Origin of the sequence: Lujinxingia litoralis (assembly GCF_003260125.1) — a bacterium.
Taxonomy (GTDB): Bacteria; Myxococcota_A; Bradymonadia; order Bradymonadales; family Bradymonadaceae; genus Lujinxingia; species Lujinxingia litoralis.
Genome location: NZ_QHKO01000005.1, coordinates 93,382 through 119,845 on the forward strand (window position 1 = coordinate 93,382; position 26,464 = coordinate 119,845).

Consider the following 26,464-nt stretch of genomic DNA (forward strand, 5'->3'; position numbering starts at 1 on the left):
GACCCGAGCCGGGGCGCGGTGGGGCGGAACCGGGGGATTCTGCCGTGGTGCGGAAGGTCTTAAGGGGAGCGGGCGTTGTGGTGGCGAGCGTGGCGCGCCGGTGTCGGGAAGGGCGATGGCGGGGCGCAGGTGCGTCGGGCGCCCGGGGCATTGACACCCGGGCCGCCTGCCCCTACAAGGGCGCCGAATGAGGCAATGTGAGAACGCAGGATAACTCCAAGGGAGCCAGACGTGCTGGATATACAGTTTGCGACGAGACCCCACCCGAGGGGGAGAGGTGTCGCGTTTCAACGCCGATCGTCGGGGAGGGGGGATGCGCAGGAAACGCCTTGGATAAGGGCGGTGTCAGCGGAAGGGAGGCGAGGGGGGAAGACTTGAAGGAAAAGGAGCGTCTGACAGCCGACATCAGGCGATCCTTTTGTGTTGTGTGAAATGATTTAAGATGATTTTTTGGTTGCGTGTGTCTTGGTTGTTTTAAGTCTTAAAACTCACAAGCGGCACCCATGCAACTCCATTCAGCATCGCTGCATTCATCATTGTTCTCGCAGAGACGAGTGCAATAGGTATCGGTATTGGTTGCAATGCACCATCCTTCTTCACATGGAGCGCACACTCCCGTCACTCCTGGGGTGAAGTGGCAAGCGGAAGGGCATGCCTCTCCTGTGCGATAGACTTCGGTATCGGATTCTTCGTCAGCATCTGTATCGGATTCGGCGTCCGGACCGGCGTCGATTTGCGAGGCGTCGGTGTTGTCTTTGACGGGATCGTTGCTGCCGCAGGCTAAGGTTGTTGTGAGGAGGAGGGTGATGGCGAGGGTAGATATGAGGGGTTGGAGGCGGGTAAAAAGCATGGGGGCTCCTGAGCTGTTGGAGATTGGTTGTTGAGTCAATTGCTCATATTGAAATGAATTGGTTGGCACGCTTCCCGGGTGGTTGTTTGCCACAAGATGGTCCATCTGAAGGGTTGTGTTTAGATAGCCCTTTAGATGGACCTTTTGGGTTACTCTTCTACCCAGTGGAGGTTCAATGTGGCGCGCTCTATTTTATACCAATCTGTACATTGGGCAGCGTAGACGCGGGCTTCCCAGTAGGCATGATCGACACCCTGGTAAAATGGGCCATAGATGCCCTGGTGAGTCTGGCCGGACGGGATTCCGGTGGAAAATGGCAGATAGACATATGTGTTTAAAGACGGTTCATAAAGATACGCGCCCACTTCCAAGGGGCACCCATAGTTCATTCCTGCTGGGTTTTCAACGGCGACAACTTTTACGTGTTTATAGGGGTTGCATCCAATAAACGAGGACCTCAGGAAGTTGCCTCGATAAAGGAGCATGTCATTGCCGCGGTCTGTTACTTTATCAAGTCGCACTGGGATAACGCCAGACGGTTGGCATGGTTCTTTGATTGTGAAGCATTTCGTGTTTGATGTTTTGGTGGTGTTGCCAATGACTTTCACTTGTACACACACCTCCTCCCCTTCGAGGTTCATGTTTTGCCAAGATGAGGGGAAGGGAATCTCTTTGATCTCTCGCGGCGAGGTCTGGAGGGGGGTATAGGTGTCGCCGAGGGAAAGTGTTTCTGTCGGGGCAGCCGGAGATGTGAAGACGATTTGGGTTGTGTAGCTAAGGCACTGCTGTGATTCGTAGATTAGATGATCACCCCTGATTCTGATCACGTCGTCAACATCTGGAGATGAGGGGGTGACGCTGCTGATGGATGGGGCGTAGTGGTTAGGGGCACCTCCGGTAACGGTGATCACTGGAGTGCTTAGGGTGTCGCCGTGCCAATTTTCTGCAACAGCGTAAATGTCGGTGCTAGCCCCAAAGGGGAGGCACGACAGGTAAGGGCGTAGTGACAATGTCGAGGGGATAGGCGGAATCTGTTGTGCTTCAACGAGAGTTTCGCTCAAGCCTCCATTGGAGCTGAAGATCTCTAGTTTCCTAAGGCCGTTGAGTGAGTCAATACCCACCACCTGGATGTCGAGATTGGTGCTTGCGCTGACCGTGAGGTTGGCGTCTGATTGGCCGTTTTTGACTCCTACGGCGTTTCCGAACCTGTCACTGACCTGCAAATCAATATACTCAGGAGGATAGCTACTGTGATGTGGTTTGCCCAGCAAAACGGTGAAGTATTCTTCAAGTGAGCCCTTATTGCCACACGGGCTTTGGGTCACGGTAACTTTGTACTCATGGCTGGCAAAGAGATCTTCAGGGGGGACGTTCGAGGGGGGATCCTCAAGCCAGTTCCAATGTCCTCGAAACTTCCCGAACTCCTCTTCGACCAGGTCGATTGTGGCTACTGTGTTGCCGTTCAGGCTAATTTCGGCGGCTGCGCTTCTTGGTTCACCCTTGACTAGGCACTGATAACCCGCGTCAGCGCAGTCCGAACAGTCGCAGGCGGCGCAGCACGCAAGCTCGATTTCCGGCCCGGTGTTCATTTTTTCGCCATTTCGAATGAATCCGATGATGGGTTCTCCGGTGAGCTGATCCTCATAATGTTGGGCGCCAAGTATGGTCAGTTTGCTTTCGCTGGAATCCACCACGGTCGTCGAGAGCTCTCCGAAAAGATGGACAACTCCGTTGCTCATAAGGACATGGCGTACGCCTAGTATGTCGCCATCGGAAAGAGCAACAGTGTTGAGCAGGTTGACTGTTGTGTTGTGCCCGGCGACCGCCTGTTGCTGTATTGGATTGCCGTTTAGAAAGATGATAATCGTGCCGGTGGCTACAGTTGAGTAGACGTTAAGAGTTCTTGTGCTTGGGCAGATCGGTCCTGCCAGGCGTGTGTGGTTTAATTCGATTTCAGTGACGTCTTCGGGGACGATTTCGACGGGGATAAATACGTCTGGTTTTTCACAGAGGCTGCTGGCTACCTCGAAGGTGTCAGTGGCGTTAAATGGAGGAGTGAAAAGGTTTACTTCTTCAAATCCTGTTACGTAATGGGTGAAGAGGGAGCCCGTTATGGTGTTGAAGAATTCATAGGTTGCGCCGACATGTAGCCCCTCTATGTAGAAGCGGTTTTCTGCCGGGTAAGCCCGTGCGGTTGTGGGTGGTGCCACGGGCTCATCTGCTAGGGCAATGTAGGCGTTGGTGGACATGGGCCCGATAACTTCATCGGGGGTGCCAGGACAGGAGACGAGATCAAATGAAACGGCATCACCGTTGGGGCCGAGGGGGGGGACATTGAGTGGCATTTTATCATGCCAGCGATCCGTTGCTTCTCCCTGCGCAATGATGTTGCCGTTTTGATGTGCTCGAACGAGTAAGTTTTGCCGTGTTCCCTTGGCGGTTACTCTTTTGCCACACTTCCATATGTCATAAGCGGCTATGGGCTTGGGCAGGGATGTTGCGGGAGGCAGGACAGGGCGAGGGGGCGAGGTGGGGCTGGCTTGTCCATTTAAGACTTGTCGGGTTGTCAGGTTTTGGCCCTCTTGTAGAGGCGGGGTCTGGAAAGTAACATGACTGCTTGGGTCGGGGGTGGCCTGAGCAACGAGGGCCCCGTTGACATAAAGTTCTGCGGTGGCGCCGTCCACGACGCCGGACGCGGAGACTAGCGTTCCACAGGTATATATTTGGCCAATATAGGGTGGTGATAGCGGAACCTGGAGTTCGTCTTCGGAGAATTTAAGCGTTTGGCTTAGGGTTTTTGATGGGATCGCCTGTGCAGGGGAGGGCTGGGGGCTCTCTTGTGGGTCAAGGCATCCCATTGTGGTCGTTAGTAGCGCGAATATGGAAATGGTGTGTTTTGATGTATTCCTTGGTTTCATGGTGTTCCTTGTGGTTTAAATTTGTTTTGGATTGTTGTGATGAAGGATTGACGTTTAATGGGTGAAGGTAGGGTCGGTTATGCACCTTTGCTTGGGGGTTATGGATTGGGTGGTTTTCAGTATTGGTGTCGCGTCGAAAAAAGTCAAGTGAGGGTGTTTTTTTTGTGGGGGTATAGTGGTTGCCTTGATGGAGGTATTCGTAGTGCTTTCGGGGGACGTGGCGATGGTAGGCTTTCGCTCCGAGTTCACGTTCAGATGTTGGGATGTTTTGAGAGAGGGGCGTTACCGCCGTTCGCGATGGAAGGTTCCCGCTGGGCGGCTCGGTGCCTTCTCTGGCGGTGCAGATGGCGGTCCGGCGGGGGGCTCGGTCTCATGATTGATCACATCTCCTCCATCAGCTGCCTCGCAATCAAAAAACTCTGCTCCAACTCCAGCAGTTGAGCCCAGCCGCGGCCCAGCACCTGCCAGCCCGCAGGGCCATTGTCTTTGATGTGCCCGCCCAGCGAGGCGACCGCTGCCATGATGCGTCCGGCGGTGGCTTTTCGCTTCATGATTTTGGGGCGTTTCATTCCAAGATCGCGAGCTGTGCGGGGGGGATCCAACCGCTGGCTTCGACGTCTTCGTGGTTGCGACCCAGGTAGCAGATCACAAGCAGATTCCAGGCGACCATCGTCTTGACGCTCAACGCGGCAAGCTGTGTCTGGGCGCTTCGATGCTGCAATTTGGAGTAGGTCGCGACGGTCTTAAGTGCCTTAAAATGATCCGCAATCTGCCATTGGGTGCGGTGCCGGTCGACGATTTTCCAGCAGTCCTCGTCGGTGTCGATCGGGCGGTCGGTGACAAGCAGCCAGCGCACCGGATCTTCGTTTTTTGGCGTGCGAATCTCGCGGACCTCGACGACGTTGACACCAAAACGCGCGGGAGAGTTTGCCGCCGGAAGATTGTCGGGGCGGCGAAGTTCCATCGGGGGGGCGCGGATCTTGAGGCGAGCGCTGCGGAAACGGCGAGCGCGGTGCGACTTGCTGGCCTTGCGTTTGGGGCGGGCGGAGAGCTCTACGGAGCGAGTCGTTTTCGACCACGCGACCTCGTCGAGAATCGTGTCAAGCGCCGCTTTCTCGCTGCGTTTTGGGCCGGTGGGGACGCTACGATCGCCGGTCATACGCACCACAAAACCGTCGCCAGAGAACACCATCGGAAAGAGCGTATTGAAGTCATCGCCCTCGCGATCCATGACGTGAATCACCTCGTCGACGCTTTCAAGCCTGGTCTCGGCAGCCTCGGCTGCGTCAAGCCATCGGGTCTGCTCGTTGTCCAGAAGACCGTTCTGCGCGCGCCAGAAATCAAGCGCCTCCTGGCCCTCAATCTGCGAGGCGTGCACGTAGGGTCGACTGGCCACAAGTCCAAGCGGCGCGCGAGTGCCGTCGGCGCTAACGGCCAGCGAGGCATGCCAGAGAAAGCCCTGCTGATTGGCCTGCAGGCGCGCCAAATTATCGCGGGAAGGCTCATCGTGAATGGCGTACGCAAACTCGAAGGTATCGTGCGCAACCAGCACGGTTTGCGTCGCCGTCGTTGCGACGGGAAGTCTTGTCAAAGTGCGGCTCAAGCAGGGTTTGGTGCTCGGCCGCATCGTTGCTCATCAGGCGATAGTACGCTTCGACCTCAGCGTGATTTTCCATCGCATCAGGAACCGATTTATCGTGCTACGCGGCCAGTCGTCCGGCGATTCTGACAAAGCTCTCGTTGCGCCGTTTATCGTCCAGATCCACGTCCTGAAGTTCATCGTTTAACGTCAGATCTGCCATCCTCGTCGTCGCTTCCATCGCGCTCGCCTTTCTCTTCGGGCCTCATCGCTGTCGTCCGTGGCCAGTCGAGCAAGTCGAGGCAGGTTGTGCAAGGTGCGCGTGGGAGGAGAAAGAGGAAGGCTGTGAGCGCGAGTGTTTATGCGGGGGTTAGGAGATGTGGGGGATCATGAGGGGCTCGGTGCCGCTGTAGTAAAGTCCGGCCGTCATCTTACGTGGTGCCGTGCGGGTTCCGCGTATTTAGGCATGTCAGGGGAGATGCACACATCTGTTCGCAGGGGCCGACTCTCGAGGGAGAGCGTCAGAATGTCTCTTCATCGCGCTGATAGGTGTCGGTCGGGCGAATCAAAGGGTCGTTTGTTAGGGTTGGGGGGGGGCGGGGTACCGAGCGGCGGCTAAGACCCGAGCCGGGGCGCGGTGGGGCGAAACCGGGGGATTCTGCCGTGGTGCGGAAGGTCTTAAGGGGAGCGGGCGTTGTGGTGGCGAGCGTGGCGCGCCGGTGTCGGGAAGGGCGATGGCGGGGCGCAGGTGCGTCGGGCGCCCGGGGCATTGACACCCGGGCCGCCTGCCCCTACAAGGGCGCCGAATGAGGCAATGTGAGAACGCAGGATAACTCCAAGGGAGCCAGACGTGCTGGATATACAGTTTGCGACCCCGGCGCTGGACCGCTCTGTGAGTCTGCGACGGCAGCTGACCGCGCAGGCGATGCAGGTTTTTGGGGGATGGGGCTACCGGGAGATTCAGATCCCTTTGCTGGAGCGCTTTGACGCGCTTCAGGGGGCGCTCGATGAGGATCAGGTGGCGCGCAGCTTTCGCTTTGTGGACCGCGGCGGCAACCTGATGGTGTTGCGGCCCGATGTGACCCCGGCGGTGGCCAAGACCTTTGCGTTTCAGCTCCGGGGGCTGCCGCTGCCGCTGCGGGTGAGCTACGCCAATAAGGTGGTGCGCATTGAGCGCAGCTTAAGTGGCGCGCAGGTCGAGAGTTACCAACTCGGCGCCGAGCTTATCGGGCGCGGCGGGGTGGTGGCCGATGTGGAGGTGCTCCTGGTGGTGCTCGAGGTGCTGGAGCGTCTGGGGTTGAAGCGCTTCCATATCAACCTGGCCGACCATCAGCTGGCGCATCACCTGCTCAAGGCGACCGGGGCGCCCCGGCGGATCCGCGAGGATGTGGAGGAGGCGATTCTGGCGCGCGACCCCGACGAGGTGCGCACGATTCTGGAGGGGCTGGGCACGCGCAAACCCTACATCGACTCGATCGCGGTGTTGGCCGGCCTGGAAGGCGGGTTGCAACAGCTGGACTGGATCGAGAAGACCCTGCCCAACGAGATCGAGCTGATTCGCCGGGTGCACTACCTGCGCGATGTGGAGCGTACCCTGGCGGAGTTGGGGTACGGCAAGAAGGTGCGCATCGACCTCGGTGAAATCGACGGCCCGGGCTACTATACGGGCATCGGCTTTAGCGTGGTGAGCGAGGGGGCCAGCCGGCGGCTGGCCCGGGGCGGGCGCTACGATACGTTGATCGGGCGTTTCGGGGCGGAGACCCCGGCGGTGGGGTTCTCGTTTTCGCTGGAGACGCTGGTGGAGCTGCTGCACCCCAAGGTCGCCCAGGGCGCGCGTCAGCGGCGCTCCCATGAGGTGGTCGCCGTCCGGGAGAGCGACCCGGTGCTGGGGTTTGAAGAGGTGCTGGAGCGGCGTCGCAATAATCTGCCCACGCGGGTGATCGCCCGCTCGGAGGATCGATGATGACACAGCGACAGACCTTAAGGCTTGCGCTGCCGATGAGCGCGGAGCTCAACGCGATTGTGGCGCAGTTTCGGGCCTGCGGCTTTCAGCTTCCCGAGCTGGATATGCCGGGGCTCCATCATGTGGGCGATCCGCTGGGGTGCGGGTTTGAGTTCGAGGTGTTTCCGCTGGCGCCGGCTGATGTCGGCACCTACGTCGAGCACGCGATCAGCCACCTGGGGGTGATGAGCACCGACCTGTTAAATGAGACCGGGGTCGAGGTGTGGCGCCCTTACACCTTCCCCTTTGGGCGATACCCGTTGATTCTGGCGGCGCCCAAGGGGGAGAGTTTCGGGAGCCTCTCCTCGCGGCCCCAGGCGCGCATCGCCACGCCCTATCCGCAGCTGGCGCGGGAGGTCTTTGCGCATCGCGGGATGAGCGTGGAGGTGGTCAACGTCAGCGATACCTACACCGCGTGTCTGCTGGGGCTGGCCGATGCCTTCATCGATCGTCTGGTGGATCCGGCGCCGATGCATGAGCACGACTTTCGGGCGTTGGAGGTGCTGGGCTACAGCCAGCTGAAGCTGGTAGTGAACCGGGCGCTGGGCTCGCGTCGGCGCATCGCGATTCAGTCGCTGGTGGCCTGTCTCCAGGCCCAGAAGGTGGGGCCGCAGCCCCTGGTCGATATTCCCTTTGATGATGAAGACGAGCACGCCCCGGGCCCCTTTTTGGAGTGGGATGAGGATGGCGGTGGCGAGGTCGCCGGCTAACTCGGCGTACGCCCCGCGGTGAGCGCGCGTGAATGGTTTTGCCCGAGGAGGTTGGGCGGCCGCGGTGTTTGCGAAAAAAACGTGAGAAGAAAAGGCATAAAAAAGGGGCGCCCCTAAAGGGTGCCCCTTTTTTATGCGTGTGCGAAGTGTTCAATCAAAGAGGGAGCGCTCGCGGAGGCGGTCGGCGTAGAGCTGGATCCAGGTGGCCTCGTGGTAGCGTCCGCGGGCGCGGAGGATCTCGGCCAGGTGGTCGTTGATCTCCACCAGCCCCTGTGTGTCACCGGGGAGGGCGCGCAGCGCTCGCCGGATCTCTTTCTCGGCGGTGTCCAGATCGCCCTGGCGGAAGTGGAGCCAGCCCAGGGTGTCGATGTAGCTGGCGTTCCGCTCGCCAGCCAGGGCCATGGCGCGGTTGACCAGGTCGAGGCCCTGGTCGGTGTGCTTGTTGGTGGTGGCGTAGAGGTAGGCCAGGTTGTTCATGGCGATCGGCAGGGGGCTCTGCTCGGGGCTGGTGACGAGCGAGCTGGTGATGACGTCGCGGTAGATGTCGTAGGCCGCGTCCGGGGCGTGGGCCTCGTTGACGGAGGCGAATTGGGCGGTGACGTCGGACCAGGTGATGCGGGCGGTGCGGTGGAGGTGGGGCAGGTGCTCGTCGAGGAAGCGGATGGTGGTGAATCGGCCCCGTCCCGGGGAAGCGCGCACGGCGGCCAGCAGGACGAGCTGCAGGTTTTGGGCGGCCAGATTCGGGGCGGTCGCCGGCGTGGCGACTAAGGTCGCCATCAGGGAAACGGCATGCACGGGGTCGCTACCTTCGAAGGCGGCGACGAGCCCGTCGTAGAGGACGCTGATCGAGGGGAGGCCGTCGGCCATGGCGTCGATGAGATCGTCGGCGCTGGCCTGACCCAGGCCAAGTTGCGCGGTGAGCCGGGCCGCGCGCCGGGTGGCGTCTTCATCGGGGAGGGCCGGGCCCAGCGCGTGGAGCGCGGGCTGGTAGTGGCGGCGGCGGTAGAGTTTGCGGGCGATGGTCAGGCGGAGCGCGGCGGCGTTGGGCGTGCGATCGAGGCGCTCCAGCCAGTGGTCGGCGCGCTCGGGAAAGCCCAGGGCCAGCTCAGCGGCCGCGAAGCTGCTCAGGTGCAGGGGGCTGAGCGCCTGTCCTTCGAGCGCCGGGGCAACGACCCTGGCCAGCTCCACATCGAGGAACTCGTTTTCGAGCAGGACGATGAGTCCGTCGATGGCGGTGAGTTGAGCGCCGGTCTGGTCGATGTAGTTCCGTATCTGGGTGCGGGCCTCCTCAATGTCGCCGGTGCGCAGGAGGAGCTCGATGCGGGCGAGCTTCCACTTGAGCGCCGCCGGCGCCAGACGCTGGAGGCCGTCGAGGATCGTCAGGGGGATGGCCGGTTCGGGGGCCGAGAGCGCCCGGGATAGGGCGTCCTGGAGGGACTTGCCGGCGTTGTCGTCGGTTCTGAGAATGGGATCGATCAGCGCGCGGACCTGGTCCACGTCGCCCTGGTAGATGGCCGAGTTCAGGGCGCGGGTCAGCGCGTGCCCCACCGGGGTGAGGTCGGCATCGTGGATTGCCAGGGAGTGAGCGCTCTCGCTGTAGCCCAGGTTATGCAGCGTGTCGATGAGGTTCTGGCGGGCCAGTTGGGGGTCGGCGGTGACCTGGAGGAAGGCGTCGGTGGCCTGGCTGACCTGGTCCTCGGAGGCTCCCCGTGCGCGCAGGATGGCGAGCTGGCCCGAGAAGATGCGGAGGTTGCCCGGGGAGCGCTCCCGGGCGGCGTTGAGCAGCGCGCTGGCGCGCTCCAGTTCGCTGAACGCGAGCAGGTCTTGGGCCAGCGCCAGGGCGGCGTCCTGGTCGTGGTCGGAGCTGGCGAGCCAGGCGTCGGTGGCCTGATCGGCTCCCCGGGTGTCGCCGCGCAGGAGCGCGGCGCGCAGGCGCAGGCGACTGGCGCGGGGGGCGTTTTGGAGGGCATCGGGGAGCGTGTCAAGGTGGGCCAGGGCGTCGTCCACGTAGCCCTGGGAGGCGATGGCCTCCAGCGCGCCCAGGATGGCGTCTTCGGTGACGACGCTGGCCTGGCGACCACCGAAGTTGGCTCCCTGCAGCCCCTGGAGCCAGGCCAGATGTCGGTCGATCTCGGCCCGGGAGGTTGCGATGTCGCCGTGGCTATCCAGGTCGTGAAGGATCTTCAGCGGGAAGGCCCCGGCGGTGTGGGTGTGGCGAGCGGCCACGTCGTCGAGGAGGCGTGCGACCAGGTCGGGGCGTTGGGTGAGGTTCAGGCGTAACACCGCGCTGTCGATGGCGGCCGAGGGCTGAGGGCTTTCCAGGACACTGCGGAGAAGGTGTTGGAATCCCTCCTCGACCTGGCGGTTGAGGATCAGGGTATGGGCGAGCTGCCCGCGGTAGGTGGTGTCGCCGGCGTCGACGGCGGCGCGCAGGTAGGCCATGGCCTCCGAGGTGCGTCCCATGCGCAGGAAGGCATCGCCCAGCGGTCCAATAAAGCGCTCGTTGGAGCGTTCCAGGGGATCGACCACCCGGCGCAGCGCCTGGGCCGGATCGGAGAGGGCGGCGCCCGGGGTAGCGGAGACCTGTCGGTTCAGGAGCAGGGCGGAGGCCGTGGCGGGATCGCCCTCGCTCATCTCGGTAGTGATGAGCTCGTTGCTGAGCGCGTAGTGGCCGCTTTGATCCAGGCGGTTGACGACTTCGAAGAGGGGGAGCCCGTGGGTCTGGACCTTCTCGACCCAGGCTCGTGCCCGCGCCGGATCGCCGGTGAGGAGGTCGGGGTGCGCGCGACCGATGGGCGGGGCGCTGAGGTGTTGGGCGCTGGGAGCGTGGGCGCCGAGGAGGGCCTCGACGTGGCCTTCATAGCCGGCGGCGGCCAGAGTCTGGCTCAGGTCCCGGAGATGTGCGGGATCGCAGGTGTCGGGATCTTCCCGGCAAAAGGCGGCATCTTCCAGGGCGGCATCGACCGCGCCGGCGCGGGCATGGAGCCGGGCGCGGGAGAGGCGCAGGGAGCGTTCACCCGGCAGGCGCGCGATGCCCTGATTGAGCATGGGGATGGCGCGGTCGAGCTGGCCGTGGTTGGCCAGAAAGTCGGCGGCGGCGATCCAGGCTTCGGCGCGGGCGCTCTTGGTGGCCCAGGCGGTCAGGAGCTCGGTGGCTTGATCGGTGCGACCGGCCCGGAAGTGGTTGAGGGCGATGAGGTAGGTCTGTTCGCCGGGCCCCATGGTGGCGATGCGTTCGAGCTGGGTGATGGCGGAGTCCCACATCCCGGCGTTCTCCAGCACGCTTAAGACCATCTGTCGGGCCACCAGGGTGTTGGAAGCGCCGGCCAGGTAGGAGTCGATCAGCGCGTCGATTTCATCGAGGCGATCCTGGCTGCGGTAGAGCGTGGCGAGCATCGTGAAGGCCTGGCGGCGGGCGGTCTCGTTGGCCGAGGCGAAGGCGTAGTTGAGGTAGGGTTCGGCAGCGGTGTAGCGCTGATGTTCAACGAGGAGTTCGGCGATGGTGATGGTCGGATTGAGGCTGCGAGAGGCGTCGCGGTGGAATTGTTCGAGGAGGGTTTCGGCGCGTTGATGTTGGCCCAGCTCCAGGAGGGCCTCGGCGTAGGCGAACATCAGCTCGGCGGGCCGGACGCCGGCCTTAAGCGCCTGTTCAAAGGCCGGGGCGGCGACCTCGAAGTAGTGGGCGCGATGCCAGCGCTCAGCCAGCGAGCGCCAGTCGGAGGAGGGGGCGGCGAGCTTCAGCGCGCGGCGGTAGTGCTTCAGCGCGCGGCGGCGGAAGGCGGCGGCGTCCTGCTCGGAGGCGCCGCGTTGCACGGCGTCGTAGACGTCGCCCAGGGCCATGCTCGACTCAAAATCATCGCGCCCCGCAAAGATGCGATGGGCCAGCGGGAGTGCGGCGGTGGCACGCTCTCGGGCGAGCAAGAGGCGCAGGATTCTGTCGAAGGCCGCCCGGGGTTGTTCGGCGCGTTCGATGAAGAGGACCAGGGTGTCGATCCCCTGCTGATCGCGGCCGGTTAAAAAGTAGTGGTCGGAGAGCTGTTCGGCGAAGCGCCAGGCGTTGGGCTGGGCGTCGACGAGCGCGACCAGGGTCGCCTCAATGCGGGCCGGCATGGCGGCCTGACGGTAGTGGGCCAGGGCGTGTTGCAGGGCGTTGCTGCGCAGTTCGGGTTCGATGGCCTCCAGGTAGGTGTCGAGGGCCTGGCTCATCGCCGAGTAGCGGGCCTGTTCCAGGTGGATGGAGGCGATGTTGAGCCAGGAGTGGGCGTTTCCGCCACGGGCCGAGCGTTGGTAGAAGTGCAGGGCCCGGCCCGGCTCCCCGAAGCGGGCAAAACGGGTCGCTACCAGGAGGATATCGGCGTCCTGGTTCCCGCGGGCGTCGATCCAGGCTTCGAAGGCGGCCTCGGCATCGGAGGGTCGTCCCCAGGCCATGTAGAGGCCGGCCAGATGCTGGGCGACGACGATGTTCTGGTGTTGTTGATCGCCGAGGCGCCGCAGGATGGCGCGGGCTTCTTCAAAGAAGCGTTCGTGCTGGAGTTGCGTGGCAATCTCCAGCGTGGGTTCCACGCGGTGATCCACGGCTTTGAGGTAGGCGTAGAAGGCCTCGAGCATGGCCTCGCGCTCTTTGAGTTCTAAGAGCACCAGGCCGAGTGCGCGGTAGGCCATGGGATCGGTCTGGGGATACTGGAGCGCGCGCTCGTAGAGGGAGCGCGCCAGCTCGAAGTTGTTGCGCTCATGAGCCCAGCCGGCGGCATGGCGCAGGCTGAGGTGGGCCGGCGGGTTGGCCTCGACAAAGCGATTGAGCAGGGCCTCGACCTCGTCCAGGCGCGCCCGGGCGGCCAGGAGGTTGCCCAGGGTCGAGGTAAAGGCCCAGTCTGGCGCGAGGGTCTCGGGGGCCTCCAGCAGGAGGGTGAGCGCGAGCTCCGGCGCGCCCTCGTTGATGGCCAGTCTGGCGAGCTCGGTGTAGGTGGCGGCGTTGGGTGGCGAGGTTCGGGCGTTGAGCGAGGCGCGCAGGGCTTCTTCAGCGCGATCGGGCTGGTTGAGGGAGAGGTGGGCGCTGGCCAGGCGCTGGTAGAGGGGGGGCAGCTCCTCGTCCGGGGCGGTGAGCAGAGCGATGGCTTCGTTTAGCAGTTCGACGGCCACGCCGGGGGCGTTCGCGTCGACGGCGCGTTGGGCGAAGCGACTCAAGATCTCCTGTCGTCGGGAGGGCTCGTCGAACTCGGCGGCCGTGGTGTGCCAGATACGCAGCGCCTGCTCCTTGAGATCGAGGCTTGCGTAATAAGAGCCGAGCTCGCCGGCGGCCTGTTCAAAGCTCGGATCGGTGGCCAGGGCGTCTTCCAGAAGTTCGATGGCTTCGACGCTCTTGTCGCGCTGGGTAAGGTCGTAGCTGCGAGACAGGATTTCGGTGCGTTCTTTGTCACGGTCGGCCGCCGGGTGCTCCGGGGCCAGGGCGCGCAGGGCGGGGCGAAGCTGTATCAACAGGTTGTACTGCCGCCGCACCTCGGCATGGGTGATCCCGCGCTCCAGGAGCGCGACCATCTGCGCGTCGTCGAGCGCGGAGGGGGCATGCTGGCGAGCGCGCAGGTAGGCCAGGGCGGCCTCCGAGGCATCGTTTAGGGCTTCGTAAATTCGGGCGACCAGGGCGGCGGCTCGCTCGCCAAATTCGCCGGAGTTTTCGGCTCGGAGCGCCGGCTGAAGTGCGCCCTGGTGGTCGCCTCGTCCCGCCAGCGCTTCGGCCAGAAGCAGGGAGGCCGTTGGGCTGTCGGGCTCGCGTTCCAATTCCTGCCTGGCGAGCGCTTCGGCCCGGGGGAAGTCGCCGGCGTTCAGGGCGTCTTGTCCTCGTTGGAGGTCGTGGGCACATCCGGCCAGCAGCGTGGTGGCCAGCAGCCATCCCAGGGCGTACGAGCGTCGTCGGGCAAGGAGCTTCATCATAGTGTTTACTTCAGCAGGTCAGAGGGTTAGTACGGCGTGAGCCAGCGTGATTGCTACGTTTGCTGGATCGAGAGTGATGCCTGCGCCTCGATGCCGTGGTCGTGGCGCTCTCGAGGCCGCAGCCAGGGTCCACCGCATCTGCATCGCAGCGAGGCAAGGATAGGGCGGAGGTATTGCGCACGCCACAGGGTGTGGTCTCACAGGCCGGAGACGGGTGCAAGACAGGCCAGGCCTACCCACATTGATCGCTCCTTAACTTTACAAGGGGCAGCTCTGTGCTAATGATAACGGCCCGTTCGCGGGTTTTGAGTCCCGAACTTCTTCAAAGATCTCGAAACAAAAGGGTAAACATCGTGACGTCGAATGAAGACGAGTTGATGGCCTATGACGGTCTGACCATTGAGCGTGGTGCGCGGCACTGCAAGATCCTTGATGAGGAGGGCGAGGTGGAGTTTCGGACGACGAACGTGCGCGACGCGCAGAAGTACCTGGAGCTTCTCGCGGATCGCGATCGGCTCCAGAAGCTGCTCGACTCTCGTGGCATTGCGCCTCATCGCATCTACCTGTTGGCGGCCGACGAAGAGAAGCGCGGCCGGGTCAATCTGGAGGGCGCGGCGGCCAAAGAGGTGGTCATCGTCGCCAAGAGCGAAGACAACGGCCTGGTGGTTCGGAGTCTGAGCGACGGTAAGGAAGAGATCGTCGATATGGACGAGCTCGAGCCGATTGAAGGCGGTCCTTATCTGCAGGCCTCCGAGGTGCAGGACGAGACGATGCTGGCGCTGGTGCGCTTTGATCGTGAGGCGGAGACGGCCCATCTGGCGCTCTTCCGCACGCAGGAAGGGGCCGATGAGATGGCGGCGGAGTGGTCCAAGGCCGAAGAGTCGCCGGGCAGCGAGTACCAGGCGTTGGTGGCCAACTCCGAGGGGGATGTGATCCTCTACCGAGTGGAAGCAACCGTCGAAGATTGAGCGCCTCCCCGACCTGAGGGTTGCGCCCACAAAAAAAGCCTCGCCGAGAATTCGGCGAGGCTTTTTTGTGGGCGCGCCAGCGAGGTAGAAAGCTGGCGCGTGCGAGCTCTGGGCTCAGAGGCGGGCGACTTCCCCGATAATCTCGGCCTTGCTTCCCTCGGTGAGGAAACCGGCGTTCTTCCAGGCGTCAATGCCGCCGTCGAAGTCGGAAACCTTGCGGTAGCCGAGCTCTTCGAGGATTTTGGCGGCGCGATTGGAGGCCTCAGCGTCGTGGTTGTGACCGTAGACGACGATGCGCTGGTTCTTGGTCAGATCCTTGCGCGCGCGCTCCTTGAGTTCTCCGACCGGGATGTTGATCGCACCGGGGATGTGCTCACGCTGGAAGTCCTCGGGGTTGAGAATGTCGATCAGTACGAAGTCTTCGCCTTCGACGATACGCTGATGAAGCTCCGTGCTAGACATCAACCGTGCCATGAAGTTCCTTTGTTCTGGGCCAGTTACGCCGATTAAGTCCTCCAGATGCCCGCGGTGACTTGGCGAAGTCGGCCGGATTTGGGACAACGATACCTCATCATGCGAGGACCGTGACCGCAGGGCAGGACCACTGCTGGCGTGTAATATAGTCGCCCGCCCCCCTTTAGCAACCGCGCATCCGGGCGGATGCCTGCCGGGTGGACCCCGGGATTGAGGGGGGGGCCGGGGAGGCTGGTTTAGGCGCCAAACCGGTGTATAAACGGGCGGCGCGCCGAGGGCGTGGCCGCCTGTTGAAGGGTGGCGGGGATGGAATGGGCGCGGTGGTGTTTGTGTGTCGGGGTGTTTTAAAAGAGGAGTGTTTCGTGATGATAAGCGCGTCGAACACGCGAGGATGGATAGCGGCAGCGTTGGCCCTTGTGGCCTTGCTCTACGGTGCGCCTCTGTGGGCCCAGGGCAAGGATGCCGCGCTCGACCGGGTGCGAGAAGCCAACGGGCATTACGATGCCGGTGAGTTTGACGATGCGTTGCTGAAGTATCGCCAGGCCTACGACGTGCTTGAGGATGTGCGTCTGCTCTACCGGATCGGGCTGAGCTACGAGAATCTGGGCAACTACGCCCGGGCCCGCCAGATGCTGTTGCGCTATCTGGAGCTCGATGAAGAGAGTCCGGTTGAGGGGCGAGTCCGCGCGAAGATCGACCAGCTTCGGGACCTGGAGACGAATATTCAGGCGTATCTGGCGATTGAGACGGTGCCTTCCGGGGCGACCGTCTACCTCAACGGGTATATGGGGCAGGCCGAGGGGACTGCGCCGCTGACGATGCCGGTGGGGGCCGGGGAGAATGTGGTGACGCTGGTGTTTCCCGACCGTCAGCGTCTGCAGGTGGTTGTGGATGTGGGGGCCGGACAGCGGGTGGAGCGTCTCTTTCAGGTGGGGCCGGGCGCTGCGATCGGGGAGGCGGGGCCGGAGACGGGTGAAGACACCGCAGGTTCGGCCGGCGAGGCGCTGGCCAGTGTCGAGGGCGTGGCGCCGGAATCCCTGGACTCGGAGCTTGTAGGGACCGAAGAGACGCCTGCGGCTTCCGTAGAGGATTCGGAGGAGGCGTCGCCCGAAGAAGGTGTGGAAGCGAAGCAGGCGGCCGATGTGATCCCGATGCCCGGTTCTGAGCCGCAGATGGATCGCCCGGTGCAGCTGGATCGGGTGAGCATCGCGCCGCCCTGGTGGGCCAACACCCTGGCAGTGGTCTCGTTTGTGGGGAGTGCCGCGTGTGCGGCGGGCATGTTTACGGAGCGGGTTCCGGCGGGGCCGGGGGCCCTGTGCATGGTGGCGTTGACCGGGGGAGGGTTCTACCTGCTCGGCCGCGACTGGAAGACGCGTCTGCCTCCGGCGTCGATGGCCCCGGGGTACGATGTGCAGGCCGGCGCTCGCCAGGATCGGGTGTTGGGTGTGAGCTTCGGTGGGCGCTTCTAGTGGGGGAGGGGCGCGCCGCCTTGCGCGTTGCGCGTGCCGGTGATACCTCTTCGGCGTGACGTATGGAATGACCCAACCTGCAGCTACCTCGAGATGACGATGTCTGAACGCCCCCCTCAGCATATCTCCCGTAAGAAGACCCCGGTGTTCTGGGACTGGTGGTATGAGAACCCCGTTGAGATCATCACCGTGTTGATGATTCTGGCCTTTTTCTCGCTGACTCCCTGGAGCGGGTTCGGGGTCTCGGAGCAGGACATCAACGCCGCCGAGATTACGATCGTGCCCTGAAGGGCGCCGGCGCGTGATGCATCTGAATTTAAAGGTCGGGCGATGCCCGGCCTTTTTTTATGCTCAACAGGGGGCGCAGCGGGAGGAGGGATGCGTGGCTCGCCGGCGTGACGGGCGCACACGCCTCAGAAGGAGTGGCCGATGCTCAGGTAGAAGCCGTACCCCTCGATGAGGTCCTGAATGGCGTCCTGATCCACGGGCACAAAGACACACTCCGAGGTGCCCTGGGCGGAGGGGTCGGTGCAGCGCCGAAAGCGTGGATCTTCGGTGGTGTCGCTGAGCGTGTAGGCGAAGTCCAGGCGGACCGGTCCCACCGGGGTGTTCCACCACACGCCGGCGCCCAGGCCGTAGAGTAACGAGGGGGGAAGATCGGCCAGCTGCAGCGTGCCCTGATCGTTGGCGGCGGTGTCGAGGTAGAGCTGGCCGCGCATGATCGTGGCGCTGTCCAAAAAGATCGCGCCCCAGACGTCACCGATGGAGAAGAGGTTGGGAACCAGGCGCACTCGGGGCTCCACCGAGAACTCCAGGCGAGTGAGGCCCCCCACCGGCACGGCCTCGCCAGTGGGCGTGTAGAGGGAGAGGCGTTGGCGTCCGAAGCTACGCATGCCATCGCCCCCCCCACTGTAGAGGCGGCTCTGGATGGGGACGCCGGTTTCCTCGCCGACATCATAGATGGTGCCCAGCCGGCTGCGCAGCGCCAGGACCGAGCGACCCAGCAGCGGGGTCGGGATGTAGCCCTCGGCCGAGAGCTCGGATTTCACGAAGTCGAACTTCCCGCCGAAGATAAAGTCGTTGGCCTGCTGCACGTTCAGTGAGACCAGGGCGCCGCGGGTCGGGTCGAGCACGTCGTTGCGCAGATCCAGAATCAGGGATTGCTCCAGCGATTCCAGGACGAATTTTGTCTGAAAGTCCAAGCCCAGGGTGGTGGTGGAGACATCGACCAGCGATTCCTCAACGTTGAAATAGTTGTAGTAGGCGATGTTGTAAGAGAGCTCAAAGCGTAGGCGGCGAAAGAAGGGCACCGCGCGGTCCAGACTTACGCGTAGCGCCGGGTTCCATACGGAGAAGCCCTCGCGCACGTCGCGGTCGATCTGGGCACGCAGGCGCAGGTTGGTGAGGCGCTCCAGAAACTGAGGCTGCGAGAAGCGCAGGTCGCTGGAGAGGATCGCGCCGCGGTTGACCAGTTCATCGTTGGAGATGAGCCCGGGAGCCCAGGCGTAGCCGGCGGCGTTGAAGTGATCCAGGCGGCGCAGTCCGCCCAGGAAGTTGCGCGCCGACCAGTTGAGCAATCCGCGCACATCCTGACGGGTGCTCTCCACGGCCAGACCCGCACCCACCCGCACGCTGTACTCCTTGGCCTCTTTGAGGCGTACGACCACCGGAACCTCCGGATCCAGGCGGCTGCGGCGTTCGGCTTCGAGCTGGGCGCTCTCCAGCAGCGAGCTGATGCCCAGAGGCCCGGCAAGAGCCTCTTCGGTGTCCTCATCGTCCGGGGGCTGCTGGTCCGGAGTATCGGGGTTCAGCGCGTCCAGACCCGGTTGTGGAGGGATTTGCACATCGGCTTCGGGGTCGGCTTCGGAGGGGATATCGCTCTCTTCGAGGAGGTTTTCCAGGCGCTGGCGCTCCTCCTGCTCTTCAAGCGTGACCTCGCGGGCCTCGTGGGCCGGCAGCACCGTGACCAAGCCGAAGACCCCCAGATCGTAGATGTCCTCCTGGGTCTGGTTGAGGCGCTGAGGATCGTAGCGCTCCCCGGGCTTGAGTGTGATTGCCTGGCGGACAAAGCGCTCCTCGACGTTTTCCAGCCCGAAGATATGCACTTCACCAAAGCGGGTGATCGGCCCGGCGTCGATAAAGAAAAAGACGTCGGCGCGGTGGTCCTCGGGATCGACAAAGGCGCGGCCGCTGGCCGTGGCATAGGCGTAGCCCGCCTCGCGCAGCCGCCGCCCCAGCGCATCGCGGGTGGTCAGGTAGTCCTTTTCGGTGAACACCTGACCTTCCTTTAAGGGGAGCTCGTTGAGCAGGTCCCGGGCGCTCAGGTTGGAGGTCGGGTCGAGCCCCTCGACCTCAATGCTGGCGATGCGGGTGGGCTCCCCCTCGTCAATGGTGGCGCGCAGGCGAATGGAGTTCCCATCGGCGCTCTCCACCTCGGAGCGGGAGACGATCTGGGCGGAGAAGTAGCCGCGGCTGCGGTAGAAGTTGAGGATGCGCTCCTGGTCGCGATCCCAGCTGAACTCATTGTAGTAACTGCGATCCGCGCCGATGATCGGGAGCCAGGGAAGAGCGGCGCGCCAGCCCGGATCTTTGCGAGTGGCCAGTCCGCTTTTGACATCGCCTTCGGAGAAGGCCTCGACGCCGCGCAACTCCACCTGCTCGACCCGCAGGTGGGTGGCACCGGGGACGATGTACTCGGCCTGGGAGTCGGTGGCGCAGCCTGTGCCGAGGGTGCTCAGCCAGCAGATCGCCCCGAGCAGCGCGACGCGAAGAGGCTGAATTCGGGCCATAATGAGGTACCGGGAGGACGAGCTTTAAGCTTACTCGGAGAAGAAGCCTTTGAAGGGATCGTCGTCGACTTCGGGGGCGGGAGAGGGCGTTGGTTCGGGGGCAGGCCTGGGTCGTTTCGAGGTGGTCTTGCGTGGCCGAGTCTGGGGCCGGGCCGGCGCGCGCGCGGCCACCTCCAGGGTGTGGGCCATGGCCTGCGCGCGCTCTTGCACCGGTCTGGCGAGCGCGCGGGCGTCGTCGGCGGCCCGTTCCCGGGCGGTGGCTTCCAGTTCGCGGACCCGGGCTTCCATCTCGGCAGAAGAGGGCGCTGAGGCAGACGCTTCGCGCGTCGCTGCTTCCGGCGTCGGTGCGGGGTCGGCGGGGGCGCTCGTATCTTCCGGGCGGAGGAAGACGAGGGCCAGCACGCTCAGCAGCGCGAGCAGCGCGGCGCCCAGATAGAGCGGGGTGCGGGAGCGTGTCGGAAGGTCGAGGGCGTCGAAGTCTTCGACGGAGTCGGACCACGCGAGGTTGAGCGGGGGATGGGTGTCCGTGGCCGTGGCAACATGCTCCTCGGTCAGTAGGCCTTCAGAGGAGGCATCGGGGCTCCCGGGGATGCTGGCGAGGGTAGTCGGGTCGAGCTCGGCCAGCAGAGTTTCAAAGTTCGCGCGTGCTGCGGCCGCGTTGGTCGGGCGTTTATCCGGGTCTTTGGCCAGCAGGCTTGAGATGGCCTGCTCCACGCGCCCGGGTACATCGCTGAGTTGATGAAGGGGCGGGACCTCGTTGACCACGTGGGCCATCAGAATGGCCATCGGTGTTTCGGCCGAGAAGGGAGGGCGGCCTCCGACGAGCTCGTACATGATGCAGCCCAGGCTGTAGAGGTCGGCGCGTCCGTCGACCTGATGCCCCTGGCATTGCTCGGGGCTCATGTACTGCGGCGTGCCAAAGACCTGGCCTGTGCGGGTGACCTGCGTTTCGGAGTCGAGGACCTTGGCGATGCCAAAGTCGAGCACTTTGACGAAAGTGCCCCCACCGGGGATGTCGAGCAGGAAGATGTTGTCGGGCTTTAAGTCGCGGTGGACGATGTTGGCGTCGTGAGCCGCGGAGAGCGCGGAGGCGATTTGGACGCCGACCCGCAACACTTCTTCGTAGGTCATGTTCCGTTGGTCGATGCGCTCGCTGAGGGCGATGCCGACCAGGTATTCCATGGCCAGATAGAGCGTGCCGTCTTCATCCTGACCGAAGTCGAGGATGGTCACGCTATGGGGGTGGTTGATCGTGGTTGCGATCCGGGCTTCGCGGAAGAAACGATCGACGAAGGCATCGGTGTCGCTGAGGTTGGCGCGGAGCGTCTTGATGGCGACCTGGCGGTCGACGCTGCGCTGATGCCCCAGGTAGACCGCGCCCATGCCGCCGGTACCGATGCGTTTCTCGATGATCCAGCGTCCGTCGAGCACCCGGCCGATCATGGGGTCGTCGCCGGCGGGGCGATCCTGGCGCAGTTTCATGCCGTCGTGTGGGCAGTAAACCACATCGGGGGCATAGGTGCGCTGACATGTCGGGCAGATCTTTTCCATGAGAGCTCGCTAAAGAGACGTTCCCCGCTGTGCCGGGCCCGGGGCGAATCTAGAGGCGATTGACCTTGGGGCGAGGCCCGTCGTCCAGCAGCTCGATGGAGGGCCGGCGAGGCTCGGTTGGCGAGTCGTCTTCCGCGGTGGCTTCCTCCATGGGAGTCGGCTTCGGCGAGGGCGGGCGCCGGGCGGGACGTCGCCGGGGACGCTCTTCTTCGGCTTGCAGCTCGAAGCTCATCTCCTGGCGCGCGCCACGCGCCGGGTCGATGGGAATGCGTACATCCAGGGACTCGTATCCCGGCAAGCTCAGTCGGTAGGCAAGAGCGTCGCTGCCCGGAGCCACCGAGAGATTGTAGGGCGTGGTCCCGAGCTCGGCGTCGCCTTCGAAGATCGTGGCGCCGGGCGGGTCGGTAAGCAGGCGCAGGGTGACGCTGTCGTTGACCGCGACGATGGTGGGTTCGGGGGCTTCTTCGCGAGGCGTATCCGGCATCGGGACCGGCGCGACTTCGCTGGGTGTGGGCTCGGGGGTGGCGAGGTGCTCGGCGGGCGCCTGGGCGCTCTGGTTGCGCAGCACCAGGGCGCCGAGCAGCGCCACAACGATCAGGGCCAGCACCACCGCGGCGATGAGACCTTTGTGGGAGCGCCGCGCTTCGGGCGGGGCCTGGGGTGGGGCTGCGGCCATCGGGGCGGCTGCGCCGGTGAAGTTTCCGGTGCCGGTAAATCCGCCGGTGTGCGCGAAGCCCGGAGTGGCTGCGGCCGGGGCGAAGTGGTTTCCGGTGGAGGTCGGCGAAGGGAGGCCGGCGGCGAGGTTGGCCTGGTGCAGGCGGAGCGCGGCCTCAAGTTCGTCGCGAAGCTCATCGGTGGTCTGCGGCCGGGCTCCTGGATCTTTGCTCATGGTGCGGCGCACCACGTGCTCCAGATCCAGCGGGATCATGTCGAGCGCAGACTCCGAGAGGCGCTCGGCGAAGGGCGGCGGCGGGTCCTGAGCGTGGCTGATCATCAGCGCGGTGGTTGTCGGCCCCTGGAAGGGAGGCTCGCCGCAGAGCATCTCAAAGATGATGCAGCCCAGGCTGTAGATGTCGCTGCGGTGATCGACGCTCTGCGAGAGGATCTGCTCGGGTGACATGTAGCGCGGGGTGCCGACGATGCGGCCGTCACCGGTGAGTTGAACGTCGTCTTCGCCGCCGACGGCTTTGGCGATCCCGAAGTCGAGGACCTTGACCACGTCCGGGTCGCCATCGACCTCGATCAGGAAGATGTTGTCGGGTTTGACGTCGCGGTGGACGATGCCGTTTCGATGCGCCTCGGCCAGCGAGCGGCAAATTTGCGAGGCGATATGCACCGCGCGTTGCGGGCTTAAGGGAGCCTCGGTTTTGATGGCTTCGGTCAGAGTGCGTCCGGCCAGCATCTCCATGGTCAGGTAGAGAAAGCCGTCGTCGGTCTGCCCGTAGTCAAAGACGGTGACCGTGTTGGGGTGGCGCAGCTGGCTGACGGTGAGCGCTTCGCGCTCAAAGCGCGCGGCGGTCACCGGGTTGTGGGAAGGGATGTACTTGAGCGCAATGCGGCGGTTCATGTTGCGCTGGATGGCTTCGTACACGGCCCCCATCCCGCCAAACCCCATCAGGCTGACGATCTCGTAGCGGTCGGCTACCGTCTGGCCGACGAGCTTTTCGTAGAGCGCGCGGCGTTGGTCGCGGGAAGATGCCATAGCGTCCATCGAGAGAGCGAGGGAGCGCCAGCGTGTGTGGCGCGTGAACGAAGCGACTTAGAAGCCCAGCGTGAATCCGACGCCAGCCGAGCCCTTGCCGACCCAGGGAGTGATCTGGCGGTGCGCGGTGCGCGGCAATTCCTCGGAGCTGTCGGCGGTGATCAGCAGGTAGAGGCCCAGGGCTGTGACCGCCGCGCCGGAGACATAGAGGACGTCGGCCACCAGAGCCTGGGTGCGCGCGTTGTCGCGGGCACTCACGCGATCGTCGTAGGCCAGCGAGGTGTCCGAGAGGCTCTCGGCGTTGCCGCTGGCCATCAGGCCCATGACCACGCCGCCGCCGATCAGGGCTACGCCGCCGACGGTGGTCAGAACGCCCGGGGTGCGGTTGACCGAGGCCGGCTCGGGAGTCGGGAGGGGCTCGGTGACCTGGGGCTCTTCTTTATCGGGGGCGGCGCTCCCCTCCGCGGCCTGCATCTGCTTGATCTCGCGCAGCGATTGCACACGCTCCATGGCATGGGCACGGGCCTCGCTCTCGACATCGGGAGCCACCATAAAGCGTTCATACTGCGCGATGGCTTCGTCCCAATCTTCCATCTGCTCGTAGCAACGACCGATGTTGTAGAGGAGGTTCGGGACCGGATCGAGGGCGTAGGCCTGCTCAAAGAGCGCGATGGCCTGCACGTACTCCCCGGCGCGGAAATGCTCGGCGCCGCGGGCCGAGAGGGACTCCACCTGCCGCGCGATGTCGGCGGCTTCGGCATCTGATTGTGCCCATACCTGGGCAGGAATTCCCGTCGTAAGCAGAGATACCAGCAGCCCGACTCCGATAAACTTTCGCATGGCCATCATCTTTAGGTGGGATCGAAGAGGTAGAAAAGTAGCGTTGCTCAGGCGCGATGATAGCCCCACCGCAGGCGCAATGTCTAGCGTCGGCATGGGGATCGGGCTTCTGGACAGAGGTGGAGATCGCACCGACAATCGATGCCTGACCGGAGTGGAGCGCGGGCACCGAAGATGCCTGAGGGAGTCGATGATGAGGGAGGTTGTATGAGTGTGGGGGAGCCTGGCGAGGCGTCGGAGAAGGAGCACGGGGCTGAGGGGGCGACGTCGCCCGATGGCGAGCCTTCCGAGCCGGCGGGAGGAGGAGAGGGCAGCGCGTCGCCGATATTCTCGGAGCGCAAGGGGCTGGGGACCTTTGCCGGGGTGTTTCGCCCGACGGTGCTCACGATTTGCGGGGTGATGATGTACCTGCGCGAAGGTTGGCTGGTCGGACAGGCCGGGCTGTTGGGGGCGCTGGGAGTGCTCCTGTTGACCTTCGCCATCACCGGGACCGCGGCGATGTCGCTCTCGTCGGTGACGACCAACATCCGGGTGGGCGCCGGCGGGGTGTTCTCGATCATCAGTCAGTCCCTGGGGCTGGAGCCCGGCGGCAGCATCGGCATCCCGCTCTACGTGGGGCAGGCCCTCTCGGCAGCGCTCTACATCTACGGTTTCACCGAGGCCTGGGGGTACATCTTTCCGGACCACCCGCCGATGGCGGTGGCTTACGCGGTCTTCGCGCTTTCGTTTGGCGCCACGCTTATCTCGACCCGGCTGGCGTTTCGCCTTCAGGGGCTGGTGATGGTGGTGATCGTGGCCTCGTTGGTGTCGATCGCCCTGGGGCTTACCGGGATGGGCCAGAGCCAGGAGGTGGAACTTCATAATCCGGAGCTCTTTGGGAGTTTTGAAGCCGGAGGGTTCTGGATCTTATTTGCGATCTTCTTTCCGGCCGGGACTGGCATCAAGGTCGGCGCGAGCATGTCGGGGGCGTTGGCCAACCCCCGACGGAGCATCCCGTTGGGGACCCTCTCGGCGGTGGGAGTGGCGTTGTGTATCTACATCTTTATGGCGTTCTGGTACTCGGCGGTGGCCACCCCGGCGGAGCTCAGTGAGAACGTGCTCATCGTGGTCGATCGGGCGGCCTGGGGAGAGCTGGTGCTGGTGGGCATCCTGGCCTCGACCTTTACCGCGACCTTGAGTTCGCTGGTGGCCGCTCCCCGGGTGCTTCAGGCGTTGGGCTCTCATGGGATCTTGCCCCGAAGCGCATTTTTTGCTCGCCAGCGCGGGCGCGGTGAGCCGCGCAATGCCGCCTTTTTCACCGGGGCGTTGGTCAGCGCTGCGCTGATGTTGGGGAGCCTGGATCGCATCGCGGTGCTCATCACGATGTTTTTCCTGCTCACCTACCTGACGATCAACCTGGTGGTGCTGGTGGAGAAGAGCCTGGGGATGATTTCGTTTCGCCCCACGTTCAGCGTGCCGATGGCGGTGCCGGTGGCCGGCGGAGCGCTCTCGCTGCTGGCGGTCTTTGTGATCAGCCCGGCCTTTGCCCTGGTGGCACTGTCGGTGATCGGGGCCATCTATGTGGTGCTGGTGGGGCGGCGTCTGGAGACGCCCTGGGAGACGGTGCGCAGCTCGATCTTTGTGTCGATGGCCGACTGGGCCGCCAAGCGGATCGCCCGGGGGCCGCGGGAAGCCAACGAGCGCAGCTGGAAGCCCGACCTGCTGGTGCCGGTGGAGAGTAGCGCGCAGCTCGACGGGCAGTTTCGTTTTTTGAGACTGCTCACCGCTCCCAAGGGCTCGTTGCAGGTCGTGGGGGTGCTGCGTGCGGCGGAGGCCCCGGGGGCCGAAGGCCGCGCCGACGAAGATGGAGACAAAAAGGGGCCGGCGGATGAGCACGCGCGCTACCGGCCGCGGTCCTCGCCGCGAAAACGGGGGCGGACGCTCCCCGGGATGGGCGCCGGGCAGCTGCCGGAGGTGACCAGCGCGGCGGGGCGCCCGCAGGCGCTCGGGGATCTGCGCGCGGTGGCCTCGGACTTTCAGCGTGAGGGGCTCTTTGCCACCGCCGTGACCATTGAAGCGTCCAGTTACACGGCCGGCGTCGATATGGCCTCGGCGGTGATGCAGGGCAGCTATTTCCGGCCGAACATCCTCTTTGTGAACGCCGACCTCTACGACCAGGAGACGCTCGGGGAACTTCTGGAGATCGCGATCCACCGCAACATGGGCGCAGCCTTTCTCTTCGAGCACCCGGAGTCCTCGTTGGGCCATGAGCGACGGATAAACGTGTGGGTGCGCGACCAGAGCCCGGATTGGCCGCTGGGGCTGCGCCTGGCTAACCTCGACCTCTCGTTGCTGCTGGGCTACCAGGCGCAGCGCAACTGGCAGGGCATCTTGCGTCTGCTCACGGTGTGCCCCGATCCGGCCGAAGTGGACAACGCCTGTCGCTACCTGCAGCTGCTCGTCGATGACGCTCGCCTGCCACGCGATACCCGGCAGTGGGTCGAGAGCGGGAGTTTCATGAAGTGGCTTCATGATGCTCCCCGTGCCGACCTTCAGATCATGGGGCTGGCCGACACCATCGATCGCGAGTTTATGGAGCGTATGGTCGCGGCCACCGGCAGCTCGGTGCTCTTTGTGCGCGACTCCGGCAACGAGAGCGCGCTGGCCTGACACGGGCCACCGACGGGGCCCGAAGGAGCCCGGGG

At 64.0% G+C, this 26,464-nt stretch carries 16 protein-coding genes; 6 read left to right on the forward strand and 10 right to left on the reverse strand.

The window, feature by feature from the left end; all coding sequences use genetic code 11:
* Positions 1 to 481: 481 nt before the first annotated feature.
* The 4 genes from DL240_RS19645 to DL240_RS11975 form a co-directional block, all read right to left on the reverse strand.
* On the reverse strand, positions 482 to 850 hold the full coding sequence (locus DL240_RS19645; protein WP_146618263.1) for a hypothetical protein: 369 nt from the start codon (positions 848 to 850) through the stop codon (positions 482 to 484).
* 149 nt (positions 851 to 999) lie between these two features.
* The gene (locus DL240_RS19650; protein ID WP_146618264.1) at positions 1,000 to 3,768 is read right to left on the reverse strand and encodes a hypothetical protein; all 2,769 of its coding nucleotides are present in this window, start codon (positions 3,766 to 3,768) and stop codon (positions 1,000 to 1,002) included.
* Positions 3,769 to 4,148: 380 nt separating this feature from the next.
* The gene (locus DL240_RS11970) at positions 4,149 to 4,337 is read right to left on the reverse strand and encodes a hypothetical protein (RefSeq protein WP_111730134.1); all 189 of its coding nucleotides are present in this window, start codon (positions 4,335 to 4,337) and stop codon (positions 4,149 to 4,151) included.
* Complete coding sequence (locus DL240_RS11975) at positions 4,334 to 5,359, reverse strand: hypothetical protein (RefSeq protein WP_146618265.1); 1,026 nt, start codon at positions 5,357 to 5,359, stop codon at positions 4,334 to 4,336. The genes DL240_RS11970 and DL240_RS11975 overlap by 4 nt, the downstream gene beginning before the upstream one ends.
* Before the next feature lie 838 nt (positions 5,360 to 6,197).
* Between DL240_RS11975 and DL240_RS11985 the strand changes: the two genes are divergently transcribed.
* Both DL240_RS11985 and DL240_RS11990 read left to right on the forward strand, forming a co-directional pair.
* Positions 6,198 to 7,310, forward strand: a complete 1,113-nt coding sequence (locus DL240_RS11985) for an ATP phosphoribosyltransferase regulatory subunit (RefSeq protein ID WP_111730137.1) — start codon at positions 6,198 to 6,200, stop codon at positions 7,308 to 7,310.
* Entirely contained in the window at positions 7,307 to 8,059 is a 753-nt protein-coding gene (locus DL240_RS11990) for a hypothetical protein (protein ID WP_111730138.1), read from the forward strand. Before DL240_RS11985 ends, DL240_RS11990 begins: the two co-directional genes overlap by 4 nt.
* Positions 8,060 to 8,209: 150 nt before the next feature.
* Here the strand turns inward: DL240_RS11990 and DL240_RS11995 are convergent, their stop codons facing one another.
* Positions 8,210 to 13,987 (reverse strand): tetratricopeptide repeat protein, encoded by a 5,778-nt coding sequence (locus tag DL240_RS11995; protein WP_111730139.1) that lies wholly within the window; start codon positions 13,985 to 13,987, stop codon positions 8,210 to 8,212.
* A 353-nt stretch (positions 13,988 to 14,340) separates the two neighbouring features.
* Between DL240_RS11995 and DL240_RS12000 the strand changes: the two genes are divergently transcribed.
* Positions 14,341 to 14,955, forward strand: coding sequence for a hypothetical protein (locus tag DL240_RS12000; protein ID WP_146618266.1), 615 nt, complete (start codon positions 14,341 to 14,343; stop codon positions 14,953 to 14,955).
* Between the two features lie 114 nt (positions 14,956 to 15,069).
* On the opposite strand, the gene DL240_RS12005 is transcribed toward DL240_RS12000, so the two are convergent.
* A complete protein-coding gene (locus DL240_RS12005; protein ID WP_111730141.1) occupies positions 15,070 to 15,429 on the reverse strand; it encodes a rhodanese-like domain-containing protein in 360 nt (119 codons plus the stop codon).
* A gap of 365 nt (positions 15,430 to 15,794) precedes the next feature.
* Here DL240_RS12005 and DL240_RS12010 point away from each other — a divergent pair, with 365 nt between their 5' ends.
* A complete protein-coding gene (locus DL240_RS12010) occupies positions 15,795 to 16,898 on the forward strand; it encodes a PEGA domain-containing protein (protein WP_233497067.1) in 1,104 nt (367 codons plus the stop codon).
* A gap of 99 nt (positions 16,899 to 16,997) precedes the next feature.
* Positions 16,998 to 17,186, forward strand: a complete 189-nt coding sequence (locus DL240_RS12015) for a hypothetical protein (protein WP_111730143.1) — start codon at positions 16,998 to 17,000, stop codon at positions 17,184 to 17,186.
* Positions 17,187 to 17,311: 125 nt separating this feature from the next.
* Here the strand turns inward: DL240_RS12015 and DL240_RS12020 are convergent, their stop codons facing one another.
* From DL240_RS12020 to DL240_RS12035, 4 genes are read right to left on the reverse strand one after another with little or no spacing between them, the layout of a single operon-like run.
* Positions 17,312 to 19,687, reverse strand: coding sequence for a BamA/OMP85 family outer membrane protein (locus DL240_RS12020; RefSeq protein ID WP_111730144.1), 2,376 nt, complete (start codon positions 19,685 to 19,687; stop codon positions 17,312 to 17,314).
* A 30-nt stretch (positions 19,688 to 19,717) separates the two neighbouring features.
* On the reverse strand, positions 19,718 to 21,238 hold the full coding sequence (locus DL240_RS12025; RefSeq protein ID WP_111730145.1) for a serine/threonine-protein kinase: 1,521 nt from the start codon (positions 21,236 to 21,238) through the stop codon (positions 19,718 to 19,720).
* 49 nt (positions 21,239 to 21,287) lie between these two features.
* Positions 21,288 to 22,940, reverse strand: coding sequence for a serine/threonine-protein kinase (locus DL240_RS12030; protein ID WP_158542516.1), 1,653 nt, complete (start codon positions 22,938 to 22,940; stop codon positions 21,288 to 21,290).
* A gap of 57 nt (positions 22,941 to 22,997) precedes the next feature.
* Positions 22,998 to 23,780, reverse strand: coding sequence for a tetratricopeptide repeat protein (locus DL240_RS12035; RefSeq protein WP_158542517.1), 783 nt, complete (start codon positions 23,778 to 23,780; stop codon positions 22,998 to 23,000).
* 207 nt (positions 23,781 to 23,987) lie between these two features.
* On the opposite strand from DL240_RS12035, the gene DL240_RS12040 reads away from it, so the two are divergent.
* Positions 23,988 to 26,429 (forward strand): amino acid permease, encoded by a 2,442-nt coding sequence (locus DL240_RS12040; protein ID WP_158542518.1) that lies wholly within the window; start codon positions 23,988 to 23,990, stop codon positions 26,427 to 26,429.
* Positions 26,430 to 26,464 lie beyond the last annotated feature (35 nt).